The sequence below is a fragment of the Serratia sp. JSRIV004 genome, from assembly GCF_019968705.1.
GTDB lineage: Bacteria > Pseudomonadota > Gammaproteobacteria > Enterobacterales > Enterobacteriaceae > Chania > Chania fonticola_B.
On sequence record NZ_CP074140.1, the window covers coordinates 4,814,056 to 4,829,190 of the forward strand.

15 protein-coding genes and 1 other RNA gene are annotated in these 15,135 nt (G+C 52.2%); 7 read left to right on the forward strand and 9 right to left on the reverse strand.

Features of this window, described 5'->3' with window-relative positions; all coding sequences use genetic code 11:
• Positions 1 to 55: 55 nt before the first annotated feature.
• Positions 56 to 634, reverse strand: coding sequence for a YecA family protein (locus KGP21_RS22910; protein WP_024486381.1), 579 nt, complete (start codon positions 632 to 634; stop codon positions 56 to 58).
• A gap of 295 nt (positions 635 to 929) precedes the next feature.
• Here KGP21_RS22910 and zapA point away from each other — a divergent pair, with 295 nt between their 5' ends.
• From zapA to KGP21_RS22925, 3 genes are all read left to right on the forward strand, one after another.
• Positions 930 to 1,259 (forward strand): cell division protein ZapA, encoded by a 330-nt coding sequence (zapA, locus tag KGP21_RS22915; RefSeq protein WP_021179791.1) that lies wholly within the window; start codon positions 930 to 932, stop codon positions 1,257 to 1,259.
• Between the two features lie 41 nt (positions 1,260 to 1,300).
• A non-coding RNA gene (ssrS, locus tag KGP21_RS22920) (6S RNA) lies at positions 1,301 to 1,484 on the forward strand.
• Between the two features lie 52 nt (positions 1,485 to 1,536).
• On the forward strand, positions 1,537 to 2,145 hold the full coding sequence (locus KGP21_RS22925; RefSeq protein WP_021806210.1) for a 5-formyltetrahydrofolate cyclo-ligase: 609 nt from the start codon (positions 1,537 to 1,539) through the stop codon (positions 2,143 to 2,145).
• A gap of 47 nt (positions 2,146 to 2,192) precedes the next feature.
• Here the strand turns inward: KGP21_RS22925 and serA are convergent, their stop codons facing one another.
• Both serA and rpiA read right to left on the reverse strand, forming a co-directional pair.
• Positions 2,193 to 3,431: a phosphoglycerate dehydrogenase gene (gene serA, locus KGP21_RS22930; RefSeq protein ID WP_021179789.1), complete on the reverse strand. Its 1,239-nt coding sequence runs from the start codon at positions 3,429 to 3,431 to the stop codon at positions 2,193 to 2,195.
• Between the two features lie 426 nt (positions 3,432 to 3,857).
• Entirely contained in the window at positions 3,858 to 4,517 is a 660-nt protein-coding gene (gene rpiA, locus KGP21_RS22935; RefSeq protein ID WP_037375716.1) for a ribose-5-phosphate isomerase RpiA, read from the reverse strand.
• Positions 4,518 to 4,733: 216 nt separating this feature from the next.
• Here rpiA and KGP21_RS22940 point away from each other — a divergent pair, with 216 nt between their 5' ends.
• Positions 4,734 to 5,627, forward strand: a complete 894-nt coding sequence (locus KGP21_RS22940; RefSeq protein WP_021179788.1) for a LysR family transcriptional regulator ArgP — start codon at positions 4,734 to 4,736, stop codon at positions 5,625 to 5,627.
• Positions 5,628 to 5,664: 37 nt separating this feature from the next.
• Here KGP21_RS22940 and KGP21_RS22945 read toward each other — a convergent pair whose 3' ends face one another.
• Positions 5,665 to 6,396: an oxidative stress defense protein gene (locus KGP21_RS22945; protein WP_021179787.1), complete on the reverse strand. Its 732-nt coding sequence runs from the start codon at positions 6,394 to 6,396 to the stop codon at positions 5,665 to 5,667.
• 1,345 nt (positions 6,397 to 7,741) lie between these two features.
• Between KGP21_RS22945 and cspA the strand changes: the two genes are divergently transcribed.
• Positions 7,742 to 7,954: an RNA chaperone/antiterminator CspA gene (cspA, locus tag KGP21_RS22950; protein ID WP_021806212.1), complete on the forward strand. Its 213-nt coding sequence runs from the start codon at positions 7,742 to 7,744 to the stop codon at positions 7,952 to 7,954.
• 159 nt (positions 7,955 to 8,113) lie between these two features.
• On the opposite strand, the gene argO is transcribed toward cspA, so the two are convergent.
• Together argO and KGP21_RS22960 are read right to left on the reverse strand one after the other, a co-directional pair.
• Positions 8,114 to 8,737, reverse strand: coding sequence for an arginine exporter ArgO (gene argO, locus KGP21_RS22955; RefSeq protein WP_021806213.1), 624 nt, complete (start codon positions 8,735 to 8,737; stop codon positions 8,114 to 8,116).
• A gap of 124 nt (positions 8,738 to 8,861) precedes the next feature.
• A complete protein-coding gene (locus tag KGP21_RS22960) occupies positions 8,862 to 9,368 on the reverse strand; it encodes an Rrf2 family transcriptional regulator (protein WP_021806214.1) in 507 nt (168 codons plus the stop codon).
• Between the two features lie 230 nt (positions 9,369 to 9,598).
• Here KGP21_RS22960 and KGP21_RS22965 point away from each other — a divergent pair, with 230 nt between their 5' ends.
• The gene (locus KGP21_RS22965; RefSeq protein ID WP_209522761.1) at positions 9,599 to 10,798 is read left to right on the forward strand and encodes an NAD(P)/FAD-dependent oxidoreductase; all 1,200 of its coding nucleotides are present in this window, start codon (positions 9,599 to 9,601) and stop codon (positions 10,796 to 10,798) included.
• Between the two features lie 40 nt (positions 10,799 to 10,838).
• On the opposite strand, the gene mscS is transcribed toward KGP21_RS22965, so the two are convergent.
• Positions 10,839 to 11,708 (reverse strand): small-conductance mechanosensitive channel MscS, encoded by an 870-nt coding sequence (mscS, locus tag KGP21_RS22970; protein ID WP_223500299.1) that lies wholly within the window; start codon positions 11,706 to 11,708, stop codon positions 10,839 to 10,841.
• 230 nt (positions 11,709 to 11,938) lie between these two features.
• On the opposite strand from mscS, the gene KGP21_RS22975 reads away from it, so the two are divergent.
• Positions 11,939 to 12,607 carry a DUF1345 domain-containing protein gene (locus tag KGP21_RS22975; protein WP_223538544.1) on the forward strand — a complete coding sequence of 223 codons (669 nt, stop codon included), beginning with the start codon at positions 11,939 to 11,941 and terminating at the stop codon, positions 12,605 to 12,607.
• Between the two features lie 92 nt (positions 12,608 to 12,699).
• Here KGP21_RS22975 and fbaA read toward each other — a convergent pair whose 3' ends face one another.
• Positions 12,700 to 13,779, reverse strand: a complete 1,080-nt coding sequence (fbaA, locus tag KGP21_RS22980; RefSeq protein ID WP_021179781.1) for a class II fructose-bisphosphate aldolase — start codon at positions 13,777 to 13,779, stop codon at positions 12,700 to 12,702.
• Between the two features lie 155 nt (positions 13,780 to 13,934).
• Positions 13,935 to 15,098 (reverse strand): phosphoglycerate kinase, encoded by a 1,164-nt coding sequence (gene pgk / locus KGP21_RS22985; RefSeq protein WP_037375818.1) that lies wholly within the window; start codon positions 15,096 to 15,098, stop codon positions 13,935 to 13,937.
• Between the last annotated feature and the right edge of the window lie 37 nt (positions 15,099 to 15,135).

Here is a 15,135-nt window from a genome sequence, read left to right on the forward strand (position 1 = left end):
ACGCAGTCAGTAGGGGTTATCAGCGCTCTCGGCCAACGGACGCGGGATCCGCCGGTCAGTGCAACGTCGGCCGTTTATTTTCCGGGGCCGTCGGTTTCTGGCGGGTAAATTCAGTATGGCAAAGCAGCGCAGCAACGCGCACATACTCCACCACTTCTTCCAGCGACTGTTCCAGTTCTTCCTGGTCTTCGCCTTCGTCATAACCCAGTTGAGCGATATTACGCAGATCGTCGATCGCCTCGCCCACTTCATCTTTCACCTGCGCCAGCTTCGGTTGCATCATGCCCAGCCCCAACAGGAAGTGGTTTACCCACCCCGCCAAGGCATCCGCACGGTCAAACACGCTGACGGTTTCGCCTTCCGGCATCATCAGTTGGAACATGAACTCGTCATCTTCCAGCGTATCACGAGTGATTTCATGCAGCTGCTGTAACGGTTGGCTCAACGCCTGCGGGAAGGCAATGCCTTCGTTGGTCAGATCAAACACCAGCGTCTGCCAGCTGGCGTCACGGTTGCCACCGCACAGCAGGCCACTGATCAAACCGTGCATCTCGGCTGCGGTCAAAGCAACCGCCTGCTGGTTAAGAGCCACGGTCAAAGATTGGTAACTTGGAAATGTATTCTGTATAGACATGCGCATTCGTCATCGTTGGCAGGATAAGTTCGTGTTATGCTACCACCAAGGTCCGTTGGTATACCAGTTGAGGCAACACCTCAGTGGCTAGTTATAATCAGCGCAGTCCGGGCAAACGTACGGTAAATACGCATTTTGCAACCGTTTTTTGTCTGGTAAGGTTAGGCGCGGTAGATTACAACCAGGTACTGAAAAAGTGTTGAATCTTGGTACCCAGGTATATATAGTGACGCCCGCTTCGGCAGCCCGGCAATGGCTGACCGGTGCTGGCGCGAAATTTAGGCAGGAAGGTGGCATGTCTGCACAACCGGTAGATATTCAAATTTTTGGCCGCTCGTTAAGAGTCAATTGCCCGCCAGAACAACAAGATGCGTTGAACATGGCAGCAGAAGATCTTAACCAACGGTTGCAAGATCTTAAAGTTCGCACTAGAGTCACAAATACAGAGCAACTCGTATTTATCGCGGCATTGAACGTCTGTCACGAACTTGCTCAAGAACGCTTGAAAACGCGTGACTATGCGGCCAATATGGAACAACGAATTCGTATGCTGCAACAGACCATTGAACAAGCACTGCTTGAACAGGGTCGCATCTCTGAACGTCAGGATGCACAATTCGAATAACTTAAGTTGCTGGAGTTGAAGGCTCCGGCAATGAGTGAAAAATTTCTCTGAGATGTTTGCCAGCGGGCCAGTCCCCTGAGCCGATATTTAGTACCAACAGAATGTGATGATCCATGATCGGTGTGCATGCTCGGCCCGTCCGAGAAGCCTTAAGATTGTGACAGCACGTTCACCTTGAACCATGGGTTCAAGGGTTACAGCCTGCGACGGCATCTCGGAGATCCCTTCACCTGCGTTTTCAGTGTGTTAACTCACCACTTTTGGCGAATCTCACACTATGTCTTTGCAACCTCAGTTCGCTCAGCAACGCCAACTCATCCGTAACGAAATACGCCAACGACGTCGTGCCTTAACGCCCGCTCAGCAGCATGATTTTGCCCAGCAAATGGCCTGCAATATTGCGCAACATCCCCGCATTCAGGCGGCCAGAAGCATTGCGGCGTTTCTCTCTTTTGATGGCGAACTAAATACAGGCCCGCTGATCGAGCGACTGTGGCAACTGGGTAAACAGGTTTATCTGCCGGTGTTACATCCGTTCAGCCCCGGTAACCTGTTATTCCTGCATTACACCGCGCAAACACCTCTGGTGAGTAACCGCTTCAAAATCCTCGAGCCAGCGCTCGATGTCCGCAACGTCTTGCCGGTGTCACAATTGGATGTAGTCTTGACGCCGCTGGTCGCCTTCGATTCGGCAGGGCAACGTCTGGGGATGGGCGGCGGGTTTTACGATCGCACCTTGCAGAACTGGCAACACATTGGCCCCTATCCGATGGGGATTGCGCACGATTGCCAACGGGTTAGCGCCTTGCCGGTGGAACAATGGGATATTCCCCTGCCAGAGATTATCACCCCGTCACAAACCTGGGCCTGGCCAGTCTCCGCATAGCAAAAGGCCGGATTGCTCCGGCCTTGATGTTTTCCGTCGGTTACCGACTAGAGCAGTAAGCGGGCGCGGATAGTCCCTTCGATCGCTTTCATACGTTGCAACGCAGCATCAGCACGTTCGGTTTCCGCTTCGATATCGATAACCACGTAGCCGATTTCCGAGCTGGTCTGCAGATACTGGGCCGCGATGTTCACCCCTTCTTCGGCGAAGATCTGGTTAATCTGCGTCAGGATGCCTGGACGGTTTTCATGAATATGCAGCAAACGGCTGGCGTTCGGGCCATGAGCTGGCAGCGATACTTCTGGGAAGTTGACCGCAGACAGCGTTGAGCCGTTATCGGAATACTTCGCGAGCTTGCCAGCCACTTCATCACCGATGTTCTCCTGCGCTTCCTGGGTTGAACCGCCGATATGCGGCGTCAACAGCACGTTATCGAACTCGCACAGTGGAGAATTGAACGGATCGCTGTTGGTTGCCGGCTCTTCCGGGAACACGTCGATTGCCGCACCAGCCAGATGGTTGCTCGCCAAGGCGTTACACAGTGCCGGGATATCTACCACGGTGCCACGTGAGGCGTTGATCAGGATCGCACCTGGCTTCATCAGCGCCAGCTCTTCGGTGCCGATCATGTTCTTGGTCGACAGCGTTTCCGGCACGTGCAGCGTAACCACGTCGCTCATATTGAGCAGGTCGGAAAGATGACGCACCTGTTGGGCATTACCCAACGGCAGCTTGTTCTCGATGTCGTAGAAGAACACCTTCATCCCCAGGCCTTCCGCCAGGATGCCAAGCTGAGTCCCGATGTGGCCGTAGCCGATGATCCCCAACTTTTTGCCCCGCGCTTCATACGAGCCCACGGCCAGTTTCTGCCACTGGCCACGGTGTGCCTTGGCGTTGGCCATTGGGATCCCGCGCAGCATCAACAGCAGCTCACCCAGCACCATTTCGGCCACGGATCGAGTATTGGAGAAAGGCGCGTTAAACACCGGAATGCCGCGTTTGGTCGCTGCTTTCAAATCAACCTGGTTGGTGCCGATACAGAAACAGCCCACCGCGACCAGCTTCTCTGCGGCCGCGAAAACTTCCTCGGACAGATGCGTACGCGATCGGATACCCACGAAGTGTGCATCACGGATCGATGCCTTCAGCGCTTCGGTGTCTAACGCACCTTTATGATATTCGATGTTGCTATATCCGGCAGCACGCAGGTTATCTACGGTGCTCTGATGAACCCCTTCTACCAACAGGAACTTAATCCTGTCTTTCTCCAATGATACTTTTGCCATTTACCCGACCCTATAATCAGACTTCAGAAGCGGCTGTTTTCCCCTTTATACCCGTCATATTCCAAGCGACAGCTTGAAATCCAGAGGGTATAGCTTTCACATTACCGCCAGACCGGCAGCAACCCAAAATCAACAGCACGTCCCTCCAACATAACAAAAATAACGCGCCCGGCAATACAAACGATTGCCTGCCCGTTAGCACAAGGCTCAGCGATGTCGGTGCTTTCTGGTGGAAAATGCCATCGGGAAAGATTTAGGCAGAAGCTTAACGGAGGTTATTCACGGAATGTGACATATGTCACCAAATTCGTCGATTTTGAGAAAAGATATTTTAAGACAAGAATTATGCGTGGCGGGCCGTTAGCCCGTAAAAAGCGGCGAACCGGCTGAGGCTATGTCAGCAGGCTCGCCGCTGTCATGGCCAGATTATCTGACCACTTTTTTTACGCCATCCGGCGTGCCGACCAGTGCAACGTCCGCGCCACGGTTGGCAAACAGACCCACGGTAACCACACCGGCGATGCTGTTGATCTTATTTTCCAGCGCGATAGCGTCAAGGATTTCCAGGTTGTGCACGTCCAGGATCACGTTGCCGTTATCGGTTAACACGTTCTGGCGATATTCCGGCAGGCCGCCCAGCTTGACCAACTCACGCGCTACGTAGGAACGGGCCATCGGGATCACTTCTACCGGCAGCGGGAATTTACCCAGCACATCAACCTGCTTGGTGGAGTCGACAATGCAGATAAACTGACGAGCAATGGCAGCAATGATCTTCTCACGGGTCAGAGCCGCGCCACCGCCTTTAATCATCTGCATGTGGCCGTTGATTTCATCGGCACCGTCCACGTAGATATCCAACGAATCCACTTCATTGCTATCGAAAACGTGGATCCCCAGGCTTTTCAGCTTGGCGGTCGACGCGTCTGAGCTGGATACCGCGCCTTCGATCTGGTGTTTGATCGAACCCAACGCATCAATAAAGTGAGCCGCGGTAGAGCCGGTGCCCACGCCCACGATAGTGCCAGGCTTCACGTATTCCAATGCTGCCCAACCTACCGCTTTTTTCAGTTCATCCTGAGTCATGATGTGCTCATTGCCTATGTACGAAAACGTGTGCGTATTATAGGGTAAATCACTGACGGCAACTTAGGCTAAAACACACTTATTTAACCTGACGCACATTTCTGCCCCTCCCTACGACGCCCGCGCTGAAAAGAGCGGCGGGATTTTTTCACCTGAGAAAGTGCAAAAATGTGGCATAGTGCCTGAATCAATTTACTAAAAGGGATCTTCTCTCCGATGAAACGCCCAGACTATAGAACGCTGCAAGCGCTGGACGCGGTGATCCGTGAGCGTGGCTTTGAGCGCGCGGCACAAAAACTTTGTATCACCCAATCGGCGGTATCCCAGCGCATCAAACAGTTGGAAAACCTGTTCGGCCAACCGCTACTGGTACGCACCGTGCCACCGCGCCCAACCGAGCAGGGTCAAAAACTGCTGGCCTTGCTGCATCAGGTCGAGCTGCTGGAAGAGGAGTGGTTAGGGAATGACAATGGGGTCGATACGCCGCTGTTGCTGTCACTGGCGGTCAACGCCGACAGCCTGGCAACCTGGCTGTTACCGGCACTAAAACCGGTACTGGCCGATTCCCCGGTGCGCCTGAATTTGCAGGTGGAAGACGAAACCCGCACGCAGGAACGTCTGCGCCGGGGGGAAGTGGTGGGCGCGGTGAGTATCCAGCCGCAGCCGCTGCCGAGCTGCCTGGTCGATCGGTTGGGCGCGTTGGACTATCTGTTCGTCGCCTCAAAAGCCTTTGCCGATCGCTATTTCCCCAACGGCGTGACCCGCTCCGCCCTGCTGAAGGCACCGGCGGTGGCATTCGATCATCTCGATGATATGCATCAGGCATTTTTACAGCAGAACTTCGATCTCTCGCCGGGCAGCGTTCCCTGCCATATCGTTAACTCGTCAGAGGCGTTTGTTCAGTTGGCACGGCAAGGCACCACCTGCTGTATGATCCCGCATCTGCAGATTGAGAGAGAGCTGGCTAGCGGAGAACTGATCGACCTGACTCCGGGCCTGTTCCAGCGCCGTATGCTGTTCTGGCACCGCTTTGCACCGGAGAGCCGCATGATGCGTAAGGTCACCGATGCGCTGCTGTCTCACGGGCATCAGGTATTAAGGCAGGATTAAAGGCGCGGCATAACACCGCGCCCCGGCAAGAGATTGCTTACTGTGCGGCGTTGGTTTTCAGCTCGAATACCACGTCCACCTGATCGTCAAAGTGAATACTTTGCTGTTCGTAAGTCTGAGCGGCATCGCTTTCCGGTGCCGCAGCAGCGGCCTTAAACATGCGCGCGACCGGCATCGGCTGGTAGTTGGCAACGTGATAGCGAATGCTGTACACCGGCCCCAGCTTGGCCTTAAAGCCCTGCGCTAACGAGGCAGCTTGCTGAGTGGCGTTTTCAATCGCTTTCTGACGTGCCTGCTCGCGATAAACCTCTGGCTTGGCCACCCCAAGCTCAACCGCACGAATTTCGTTCAAACCCGATTTCAGCGCACCGTCCAACAGCTCGTTGAGTTTATCCAACTGGCGCAAGGTTACCTGCACCTGGCGCACAGCCTGGTAGCCCTTCAGCTGCGATTCACCGGTTTTCAGATAGTCATATTCTGGCTGGGTCCGCAGGTTGGCCGCATTGATATCTTTCTTTTCAATGCCGTTTTTTTGCAGGAAGTCAAAATACTGCGCTACGCGCTCATCAACCTGTTTTTTCGCCTGGGCAGCATCTTTGGCAGAGACGCTGACTTCGATCGCCAGTGTGGCAATATCCGGGGTGGCGTCAACGCTGGCCGTACCGGAAGTGACCACATGCGGCCCTTCAGGTACTTCTGCTGCCTGCAGCGCCAGAGGTAACGTGCCTAATCCAATCATTGCGGCCATGGCCAATGCTTTAAGCTTCACAGTGTCTCCTTGAATGACTAAATGCTTACCTTCAAAGCTAACACATCCTGCCGCCCTTGGAATTCGGATTAGTGACAAAGGGTAGCGTTGTCCTGCAAAAAATTGAAAAATCGCATCCCGGAAATTGCGTTTTCTGGTAGGAAAGGTACGTACGATCTGCGACAGACGAAGCAACGCCCCCATCCACCGATTACGCAACTCACTTAAATTGCATAAATAACCCCCATCGAAAGCTAAAACGTCATTGGCATGATGAGAAAGTATTACGGAGTTCAGCCAAAAAAGGTGGGAGCGGAATTCTTGAGGTTTTCATTGTGAGAGAACCGATCAGGAAATCAGGCGAGAAACACACCTTTTAACCCGGTATTAACAGCATCAGAGTTTGTCACACCTTCATACTGAGCCTGTTTTAACTTGGATTTACTGATAATAAAAACATGTTGTTAAAAACAGTATTGACACAGTATCTAAAACCCGTAAATTAGGCATCAACAGCCGCACATAAAACAGCTCGCTGTTAATATAGAGCGCAAGCAGTATGTATTTTTAATAGTGTTTTTGTTTTTTTGCGGTAAAGGCCACGAAATATTTTTATATGGGATAATCGCAGTTGGGTAGAGTGGCAGGCTCACGCGATAACGTTTTAAGGCCATGTAGTCAGTCTCTATAATCGCAAAGTATGTATGTTAACGCGATGGTGTAAGGCTCTGATTTATAGTTTTTTGATGTTGCGTATTGTTGAAAGAATGTTATCGCAACGAAAGTAAGGCCACGCATCAAGTACTTTATATCGCGAGGGGAGATGTACTGGTTTAACCTACTCAATCTTTGATATTTCTTCGGATTAGTAGGCGTTATAAACATCAGTCAGTATAGGGAGGATGATATAGCTATCTTTTATCACCCAATATTATCTGTGATAAACAAGTGCATTTAGAGTAGTACCAAAATCAGTAGTATCAAGTTATGTAAGTTGATTCATGTTAAATCTTAAGTTTGTAGTACCCTAAAAGCCCTGACTGCAACGGTCGGGGCTTTTAGCTTTCATGGTTCAGCCAAGCTTCGTGTTCCGTACATACAGCCATCGAAAAGATAAGGCGCGGTACACGTGTGAAAAAAGTTAGTGAAGTTAATGCTTGCAAAATTAATCAGCACGTGACTATTATGGCTCATCGGTTTGGAACACAGACCTTATGAAAGCAGTTTTAGTAAAGCAGTCCTCAGTCCAAGTGCTATCCATAGATATCCTTCTTCATGAGCCTCCTCCTAAGTGCCCAATAAGTAAATCTCTGCAAAACAGGCCATGTTCGCCACATTGAGTGGCTCAAAATTAAAGGAAGTATCTATGTCTGATAAAATGACTGGTTTAGTAAAATGGTTTGATGCAGGTAAAGGTTTTGGTTTTATTACTCCTGCTGATGGCAGCAAAGATGTCTTCGTGCATTTTTCTGCGATCCAAAGTAACGATTTTAAAACGTTAGATGAAGGGCAAAAAGTAGAATTCTCTATTGAGAATGGTGCTAAAGGCCCTTCAGCTGGTAACGTTTTTGCGCTTTAAAGACCGATCAGTTTGCTAGAGCTTGCAATAGCGATGAGGGCAAATAGCCTGAGCAGTTAAGCCATAGCGATAAAAAGCCCGCTCTCGTAAAGCGGGCTTTTTCGTATAGAAAAATCAAGAATATGACTCAAATACTACTAGGGTTGGTATGGTCGATTCCTACCAATTAGAGGTTAGCCCATGCCAGGCTAATTGTAGCGCAATGACCCACATCACCAGCCCGACCAGAACGTTGATAATCCGTTGTGCCGTCAGGGTTTTCAGCCACGGCGCCAGCCATGAGGCCAGCAATGCCAAGGCAAAGAACCAGACGATCGAAGCGCTGACCGCGCCAAGGGCAAACCAGGAACGAATATCTGGCGTCAGTTGCCCTCCCAGGCTGCCGAGCACCACAAAGGTATCGAGGTACACATGTGGGTTCAGCCAGGTGACAGCCAACATGGTTACCACAATGCGCCAGCGGTTTTGCTTCATCTCTTGCGCCGCTGCCAGCTCCATATGTTGGCTAAACGCGGTGCGGAAAGCCCCCCAGCCGTACCACAGCAGGAAAGCAACGCCGCCCCAGGTCACCAGCGCCAATAGCATAGGTGAACTACTGAGCAAGGCGCTACCGCCAAAAATACCGGCGCAAATCAGAATGATATCGCTCAACGCGCACAGCGAGGCGGTCATCAGATGATAATGGCGACGGATCCCCTGATTCATCACAAACACATTTTGTGGGCCAAGCGGCAGGATCATCGCGGCGCTCAAGGCAAAGCCTTGCAGATAGATGGCTAACATGGTGTTCCTTCTGGAAATATCAGCGCCGGGAAAGCGGCGTGTGCTGTTCAACACGCGCATCATACGAAGAGAAAATTATTAGGGGAAATGGATATTTCTAATCAGGCATCAGTAATACTAATGCTCAATCGTTACGGCGATGATCTATCCACTCTTCAATCTGGATCGGGAAGACATCCGGTGCCTTTCTCAGCATCCGCCGCACCAGATCCAGCACGGTATGTTGCGATAGCGCCTCTTCCATACGTTGCTGGGCAATATTCATCACCTGGCGCACGCCGCAGATGCCTTCACAGGCCCAGTCGGGCGCAGGTTCATCAAAGACGGCCAAGCGTTGGCGGATTTCTTTGCAGTCGAAGATGGCCTTTTCACCGTCGATAGCCGCCACGATATCCAGTACGGTGATCTGATCGGCCGGTTTGGCCAGCCGAAAGCCGCCGCCCTTACCCTCGCTGCTTTCAACCAACTTAGCCTTGGAAAACTTGGTGAATATCTTGGCCAGGTAATCATAAGGCACGCCCTGCAATTCGGCGATTTCGCGCACGCTCATCTCACGCCCTTCGCCTTTGCTATCGACCATACACATCAGGCTATGGATGCCATACTCCACCCCGGAACTGTAGAACGCCATGTTTTCTCCGCATGATTAACTCTGAGTTAAATAGTAATTTCTTCTCCTCAATGATGCAACGCCAGCATCCCGCCCACACCGGAAAAAATTAAAAAACAATAAAATTCATATAATTAAATAAAACCTGCTAACGATTGAGTGTAAAAGGCTTGATGATACAAACTACGATCAATATAGTCGCAGTTAAAGATTGAGCCAATTTACAGATGAAACAACAGCGGAGTGACTGCATGAAACAACAAATTCTTATCCTGGGTGCCGGTTTTGCAGGGATGTGGGCGGCATTGAGCGCTGCACGATTAACCGATCTCTATGGTCGTCACGATATCGAGATCACCGTGCTGTCCCCTCAGGCAGAGCTGCGTATTCGCCCCCGTTTCTATGAGTCCGAGGTGGAGAACTACGCCGCTCCGCTGCTGCCATTATTCGCAGTAACCGGGGTAAAATTTGTCGCCGGGGTTGCCAGTGAGATTGATAGCGCCAGCCAGCAGGTTTGGTACCACAACGAACAGAACCAACTGACTGCCGTACGTTACGATCGCCTGATCATGGCGACCGGTAGCCACATCGCTCATACCTTGCCTGGAGCACAGCAGTACGCCTTCGACGTCGATAAAATGGAGAACGCAGCCCGCCTGGAGCGGCATCTTGCTGCGTTGGCCGATCAGCCTGACAGCGCCGCACGTAATACCGTCATCGTTTGTGGCGGCGGCTTTACCGGTATTGAGGTGGCCACCGAAATGCCTGCACGCTTACGGGCGATCCTCGGTGACTCTGCTGCAATTCGTGTGATTGTTGTCGATCGCAGCCCGGTGGCGGGAGGCCGTTACAGCGAGCAACTGCGCGACGTGATTAGCCAAGCCTCGCTAGAGTTAGGCGTCGAGTGGCGGCTGAATAGCGAGATTAAGGCCATTGATGAGAGCGGGCTGACGCTGAAAAACGGCGAACATATCGCCTCCAGCACCGTGATTTTAACCGTGGGCGTACAGGCCAGCCCGTTAACCCGGCAAATCCCAGGTGAGCGCGATCCGCAAGGCAGGCTGCACGTCGATCAGCATTTAAGAGTGATTGGGCAGAACGCAGTTTATGCTACCGGCGATGTCGCCTTTGCCAGTACTGACGATCAAGGCAATCACGCCCTGATGACCTGCCAGCACGCCATTATGTTAGGGCGCTTTGTCGGCCATAACGTCGCCGCCGATCTGATCGGTATTGACCCCTTGCCCTACCGCCAGGTGAATTACGTTACCTGTCTGGATCTTGGAGCATGGGGCGCGGTTTACAGCGAAGGTTGGGATCAGGTGGTGAAATTCACCCAAGAAGAGGCAAAGAAAATCAAAGTCTCCATTACCAACGAGTTGATCTATCCCCCACAGGCAGAACGTGAAGTAGCCTTTGCCGCCGCCGATCCGTTAGCCCCGTTTGTTTGATTGAAATCCGTTCCCTCACACAAGGTGAGGGAACGTCAGATCATGACTCCGGCTGCTCTGCCGCTTTCGCTACATGGCGGACATGCACGTCCATTTGCGGGAATGGAATACCGATCTGGTGAGCATCCAACTGACGCTTGAAGTTTTCCATCAGATCAAAGTACACGTTCCAGTACTCGGCATTGGTGGTCCAGGAGCGAGTCACAAAGTTCAGTGAAGAAGGTGCCATTTCACTGAGGCGAACCGTCACGCCTTTATCGTGCATGATGCGCTTATCTGCCGCGATCACGTCGCCCAACACTTTCTTCACCAGATCGATATCGGCGTCATAGGCCACACCGACCACGATATCCACGCGGCGGTTTGGCTCACGGGAATAGTTGATGATATTGCCCGCGATGATTTTACCGTTCGGCACCACAATGGTTTTGTTATCTGAAGTACGCAGCGTGGTGGAGAAGATCTGCACCTGATCTACCGTACCAGAAACGCCACCTAAATCGACAAACTCACCAGCCCGCAGAGGGCGGAAGGCTACCAGCAGCACACCGGCCGCAAAGTTGGAAAGTGAACCTTGTAGTGCCAGCCCCACAGCCAAGCCAGCGGCACCCAGCACGGCAATCACTGAGGTGGTCTGGACACCAATACGCCCCAGCACCGCAATAAAGGTAAACGCCAGGATGCTGTAACGCGCCATCGCAGCCAGGAAATCTGCCACGGTGGCATCGATGCCACGCAGCTTCATCACGCGGCTGAGCGCATTACTCACTACGCGAGCCACCACTGAACCAATAATGAAAATCACGATCGCGGCAACAATATTCACCGCATACTGGATCAGCATATCCTGATGGTTGACTAGCCAACTGCTGGCATTGTTAATGCCTTCTACTACGTTAAGTTCTTCCATTCTGACGTCCTACTTGACATCCCCGTGCGGGGAAAATGAGCAAAATATACTGGCAAAACAGGGCCAATAAACCAACCACAGCTAAGGGTAACCAACATTTTGCCGCAGTGCCAACCACTACGGGTAAAATTTTCCATCAGTTTTACCGGGTATAACCTGAATAAATCTCGGGTTAACCTGATTTCAACTATGATAGAAATGAATTTACGGGACAAGGAGAGCTTATCGTGATCGCCATTTCCACCTCGCTTAAACACTATTGGCAAGTGCGCCCCAGATTATTGATTTCGGTAGGTGCTGGGCTTGTGTGTGTCGGGCTGCTTCCTGCTCATCTCCCATGGCTGCAACGTTTGATCGTTGGTTGGAACGTGATGGCATGGATCTATTTATTGTGTCTTTGGCATCTGATGCTGGGCTGCACGCCACAACGTACTCGGCAATTAGCACGCAAGCAGGACGAGAGTGCCCGCCAGGTATTGGCGATGGTCACTTTGGGCTGCGTGGTGAGCATTCTAGCCATCCTGTTTGAATTGAGCACCGCCAAACACGTCAGCGGCACGTTGAAAACGCTGCACCTGACCCTGACCGGCTCCACACTAGTAGTTTCCTGGCTGCTGTTACCCACGGCATTCACCATGCACTACGCCCACCTGTTTTACCACCAGCGGGCCGATACGGAGGTGTTACCGCTATTGTTCCCCGGCAAGCTGACGGAGCCAAACTATTGGGACTTCGCCTATTTCTCCTTCACCATTGCCGTGGCTACCCAAACCGCCGACGTGGCAGTGGGCACCGCAGACGTGCGTAAAATCACCCTGTTGCAATCGGTGATCGCTTTTGTCTTCAATATCTTGATCCTGGGGCTGTCGATTAACGTCGGGGCGGGATTATTGGGGTAGCTGACTGGGTTAATGGGTGCCTGGATAGCTTTGCACAAAAAAAGAAAAGGCTCCCTCGGGAGCCTTTTAGCAACATGAACGGAGGGACGCTATTACAGCACGTCTACCGCGTTCAGTTCTTTGAATGCCAGTTCCAGACGGGTGATCATGGAAGTCTGGGCAGCACGAGTCCATACGCGTGGATCGTAGTATTTCTTGTTCGGCTTGTCGGCACCTTCTGGGTTACCCAGTTGGCCCTGCAGATAGCCTTCGTTCTTTTTGTAATAGTTCAAGATACCTTCCCAAGTTGCCCACTGGGTGTCGGTATCGATGTTCATTTTCACTACGCCGTAGCTGACCGCTTCTTTGATTTCTGCAGCGGTAGAACCTGAACCACCGTGGAACACGAAGTTCAACGCATTGTGCGGCAGGTTGTGTTTCTTGGAAACATAGTCCTGAGAATCACGCAGAATGGTTGGGGTCAGTTTCACGTTGCCTGGCTTGTAAACACCGTGTACGTTGCCGAAAGAGGCAGCGATGGTGAAGCGCGGGCTGATAGCGTTCAGTTTTTCGTACGCGTAATCAACGTCTTGTGGCTGAGTGTACAGGGACGAAGCGTCCATGTGGCTGTTGTCTACGCCATCTTCTTCACCGCCGGTGCAGCCCAGTTCGATTTCCAGGGTCATACCGATCTTCGCCATGCGGGTCAGGTACTTACTGCAAATTTCGATGTTTTCTTCCAGTGACTCTTCAGACAGGTCGATCATGTGTGAAGAGAACAGTGGCTTACCGGTCGCCGCGAAGTGCTTCTCACCCGCGTCCAACAGGCCGTCTAACCATGGCAGCAGTTTCTTCGCGCAGTGGTCGGTGTGCAGGATCACTGGCACGCCGTAATGCTCAGCCATCTGATGCACGTGATGTGCGCCAGAGATTGCGCCCAGGATCGCAGCACCTTGTGGCACGTCAGTTTTGATGCCTTTACCCGCGATAAAGCCAGCACCGCCGTTAGAGAACTGAACGATTACTGGAGCACGCACCTTGGCTGCTGTTTCCAGTACTGCGTTGATGGAGTCGGTACCCACGCAGTTTACCGCTGGCAGTGCAAAGTTGTTCTCTTTGGCAACTGCGAAGACTTTCTGCACGTCATCACCTGTGATGACACCTGGTTTTACGAAATCAAAAATTTTAGACATTAGACGTTGTCCTGTTTCGTTGGCCGTATACCCGTCGTCTTGCAAGCTACAACCTGCAAGCTAGTGGTAGCGATGGATAAATAGCGATTTTTTACTCCCACAGCCAAGCTGGGGAGCATAAACAAACGGGCGGCTTGCGCCCCCCGTTATCTGAATTACTGCTTAGCGCGCTCTTCCAGCATCACTACTGCAGGCAGAGGTTTCCCTTCAACGAACTCCAGGAAGGCGCCGCCGCCGGTAGAGATGTAGGAAATTTTGTCAGCGATACCGAACAGATCGATAGCTGCCAGAGTGTCGCCGCCGCCTGCAATGGAGAAGGCTTCGCTATCTGCGATAGCGCGTGCAACGATTTCGGTGCCACGACGGAAGTTAGGGAACTCGAATACGCCAACCGGGCCATTCCACAGAATGGTTTTGGCGTTCTTCAGGATCACGGCCAGACGCTCGGCAGAGACGTCGCCCATATCCAGAATTTGCTCGTTGTCCTGGATCTCGTTGGCCTGCTTCACAGTGGCCACTGCGGTTTCAGAGAACTCGGTTGCTACGCGTACGTCGGTTGGCACCGGAATATCGCAGGTTTCCAACAGTTTTTGCGCGTTCGGGATCAGATCCGGTTCGTACAGGGACTGCCCCACGTTATTCCCTTGCGCCGCCACGAAGGTGTTAGCGATGCCGCCACCCACGATCAGCTGATCGGCGATCTTGGACAGAGAATCCAGCACGGTCAGTTTGGTAGACACTTTAGAACCACCAACGATAGCCACCATTGGGCGAGCCGGGTTACCCAGCGCTTTGCCCAGGGCTTCCAGTTCCGCAGACAGCAGCGGGCCTGCACAGGCAACCGGAGCAAATTTGCCCACGCCATGTGTAGAAGCCTGTGCACGGTGTGCGGTACCAAAGGCGTCCATCACATACACGTCGCACAGCGCAGCATATTTCTTGGACAGCACTTCGTCGTCTTTCTTCTCGCCTTTGTTGAAGCGAACGTTTTCCAGAACAACCAGTTCACCTTCTGCAACGTCAACGCCTTCCAGATAATCTTTCGCCAGACGGACTGGGGATTTCAGATGCTCTTTCAGGTAGTTGACCACTGGCAGCAGGGAGAATTCTTCGTTGTACTCGCCTTCGGTAGGACGACCCAGGTGGGAAGTTACCATCACGCGGGCGCCTTGTTTCAGCGCAGCTTCGATAGTCGGCAGGGAGGCACGGATACGCGCATCGGAAGTCACTTTACCGTCTTTCACTGGTACGTTCAGATCGGAACGGATCAGAACGCGTTTACCCGCCAGATCCAGATCGGTCATCTTAATTACAGACATGGTGAACCCTCTTTGTTGATTCTCTATAAAGTTGCCT

Bases quoted from the DNA above. Each gene is read 5' to 3' on its own strand.
- serA (WP_021179789.1), bottom strand. From the start codon at position 3,431: ATGGCAAAAGTATCATTGGAGAAAGACAGGATTAAGTTCCTGTTGGTA.
- KGP21_RS22925 (WP_021806210.1), top strand. From the start codon at position 1,537: ATGTCTTTGCAACCTCAGTTCGCTCAGCAACGCCAACTCATCCGTAAC.
- cspA (WP_021806212.1), top strand. From the start codon at position 7,742: ATGTCTGATAAAATGACTGGTTTAGTAAAATGGTTTGATGCAGGTAAA.
- zapA (WP_021179791.1), top strand. From the start codon at position 930: ATGTCTGCACAACCGGTAGATATTCAAATTTTTGGCCGCTCGTTAAGA.
- mscS (WP_223500299.1), bottom strand. From the start codon at position 11,708: ATGGAAGAACTTAACGTAGTAGAAGGCATTAACAATGCCAGCAGTTGG.
- KGP21_RS22965 (WP_209522761.1), top strand. From the start codon at position 9,599: ATGAAACAACAAATTCTTATCCTGGGTGCCGGTTTTGCAGGGATGTGG.
- fbaA (WP_021179781.1), bottom strand. From the start codon at position 13,779: ATGTCTAAAATTTTTGATTTCGTAAAACCAGGTGTCATCACAGGTGAT.
- argO (WP_021806213.1), bottom strand. From the start codon at position 8,737: ATGTTAGCCATCTATCTGCAAGGCTTTGCCTTGAGCGCCGCGATGATC.
- pgk (WP_037375818.1), bottom strand. From the start codon at position 15,098: ATGTCTGTAATTAAGATGACCGATCTGGATCTGGCGGGTAAACGCGTT.
- KGP21_RS22940 (WP_021179788.1), top strand. From the start codon at position 4,734: ATGAAACGCCCAGACTATAGAACGCTGCAAGCGCTGGACGCGGTGATC.
- rpiA (WP_037375716.1), bottom strand. From the start codon at position 4,517: ATGACTCAGGATGAACTGAAAAAAGCGGTAGGTTGGGCAGCATTGGAA.
- KGP21_RS22960 (WP_021806214.1), bottom strand. From the start codon at position 9,368: ATGGCGTTCTACAGTTCCGGGGTGGAGTATGGCATCCATAGCCTGATG.
- KGP21_RS22910 (WP_024486381.1), bottom strand. From the start codon at position 634: ATGTCTATACAGAATACATTTCCAAGTTACCAATCTTTGACCGTGGCT.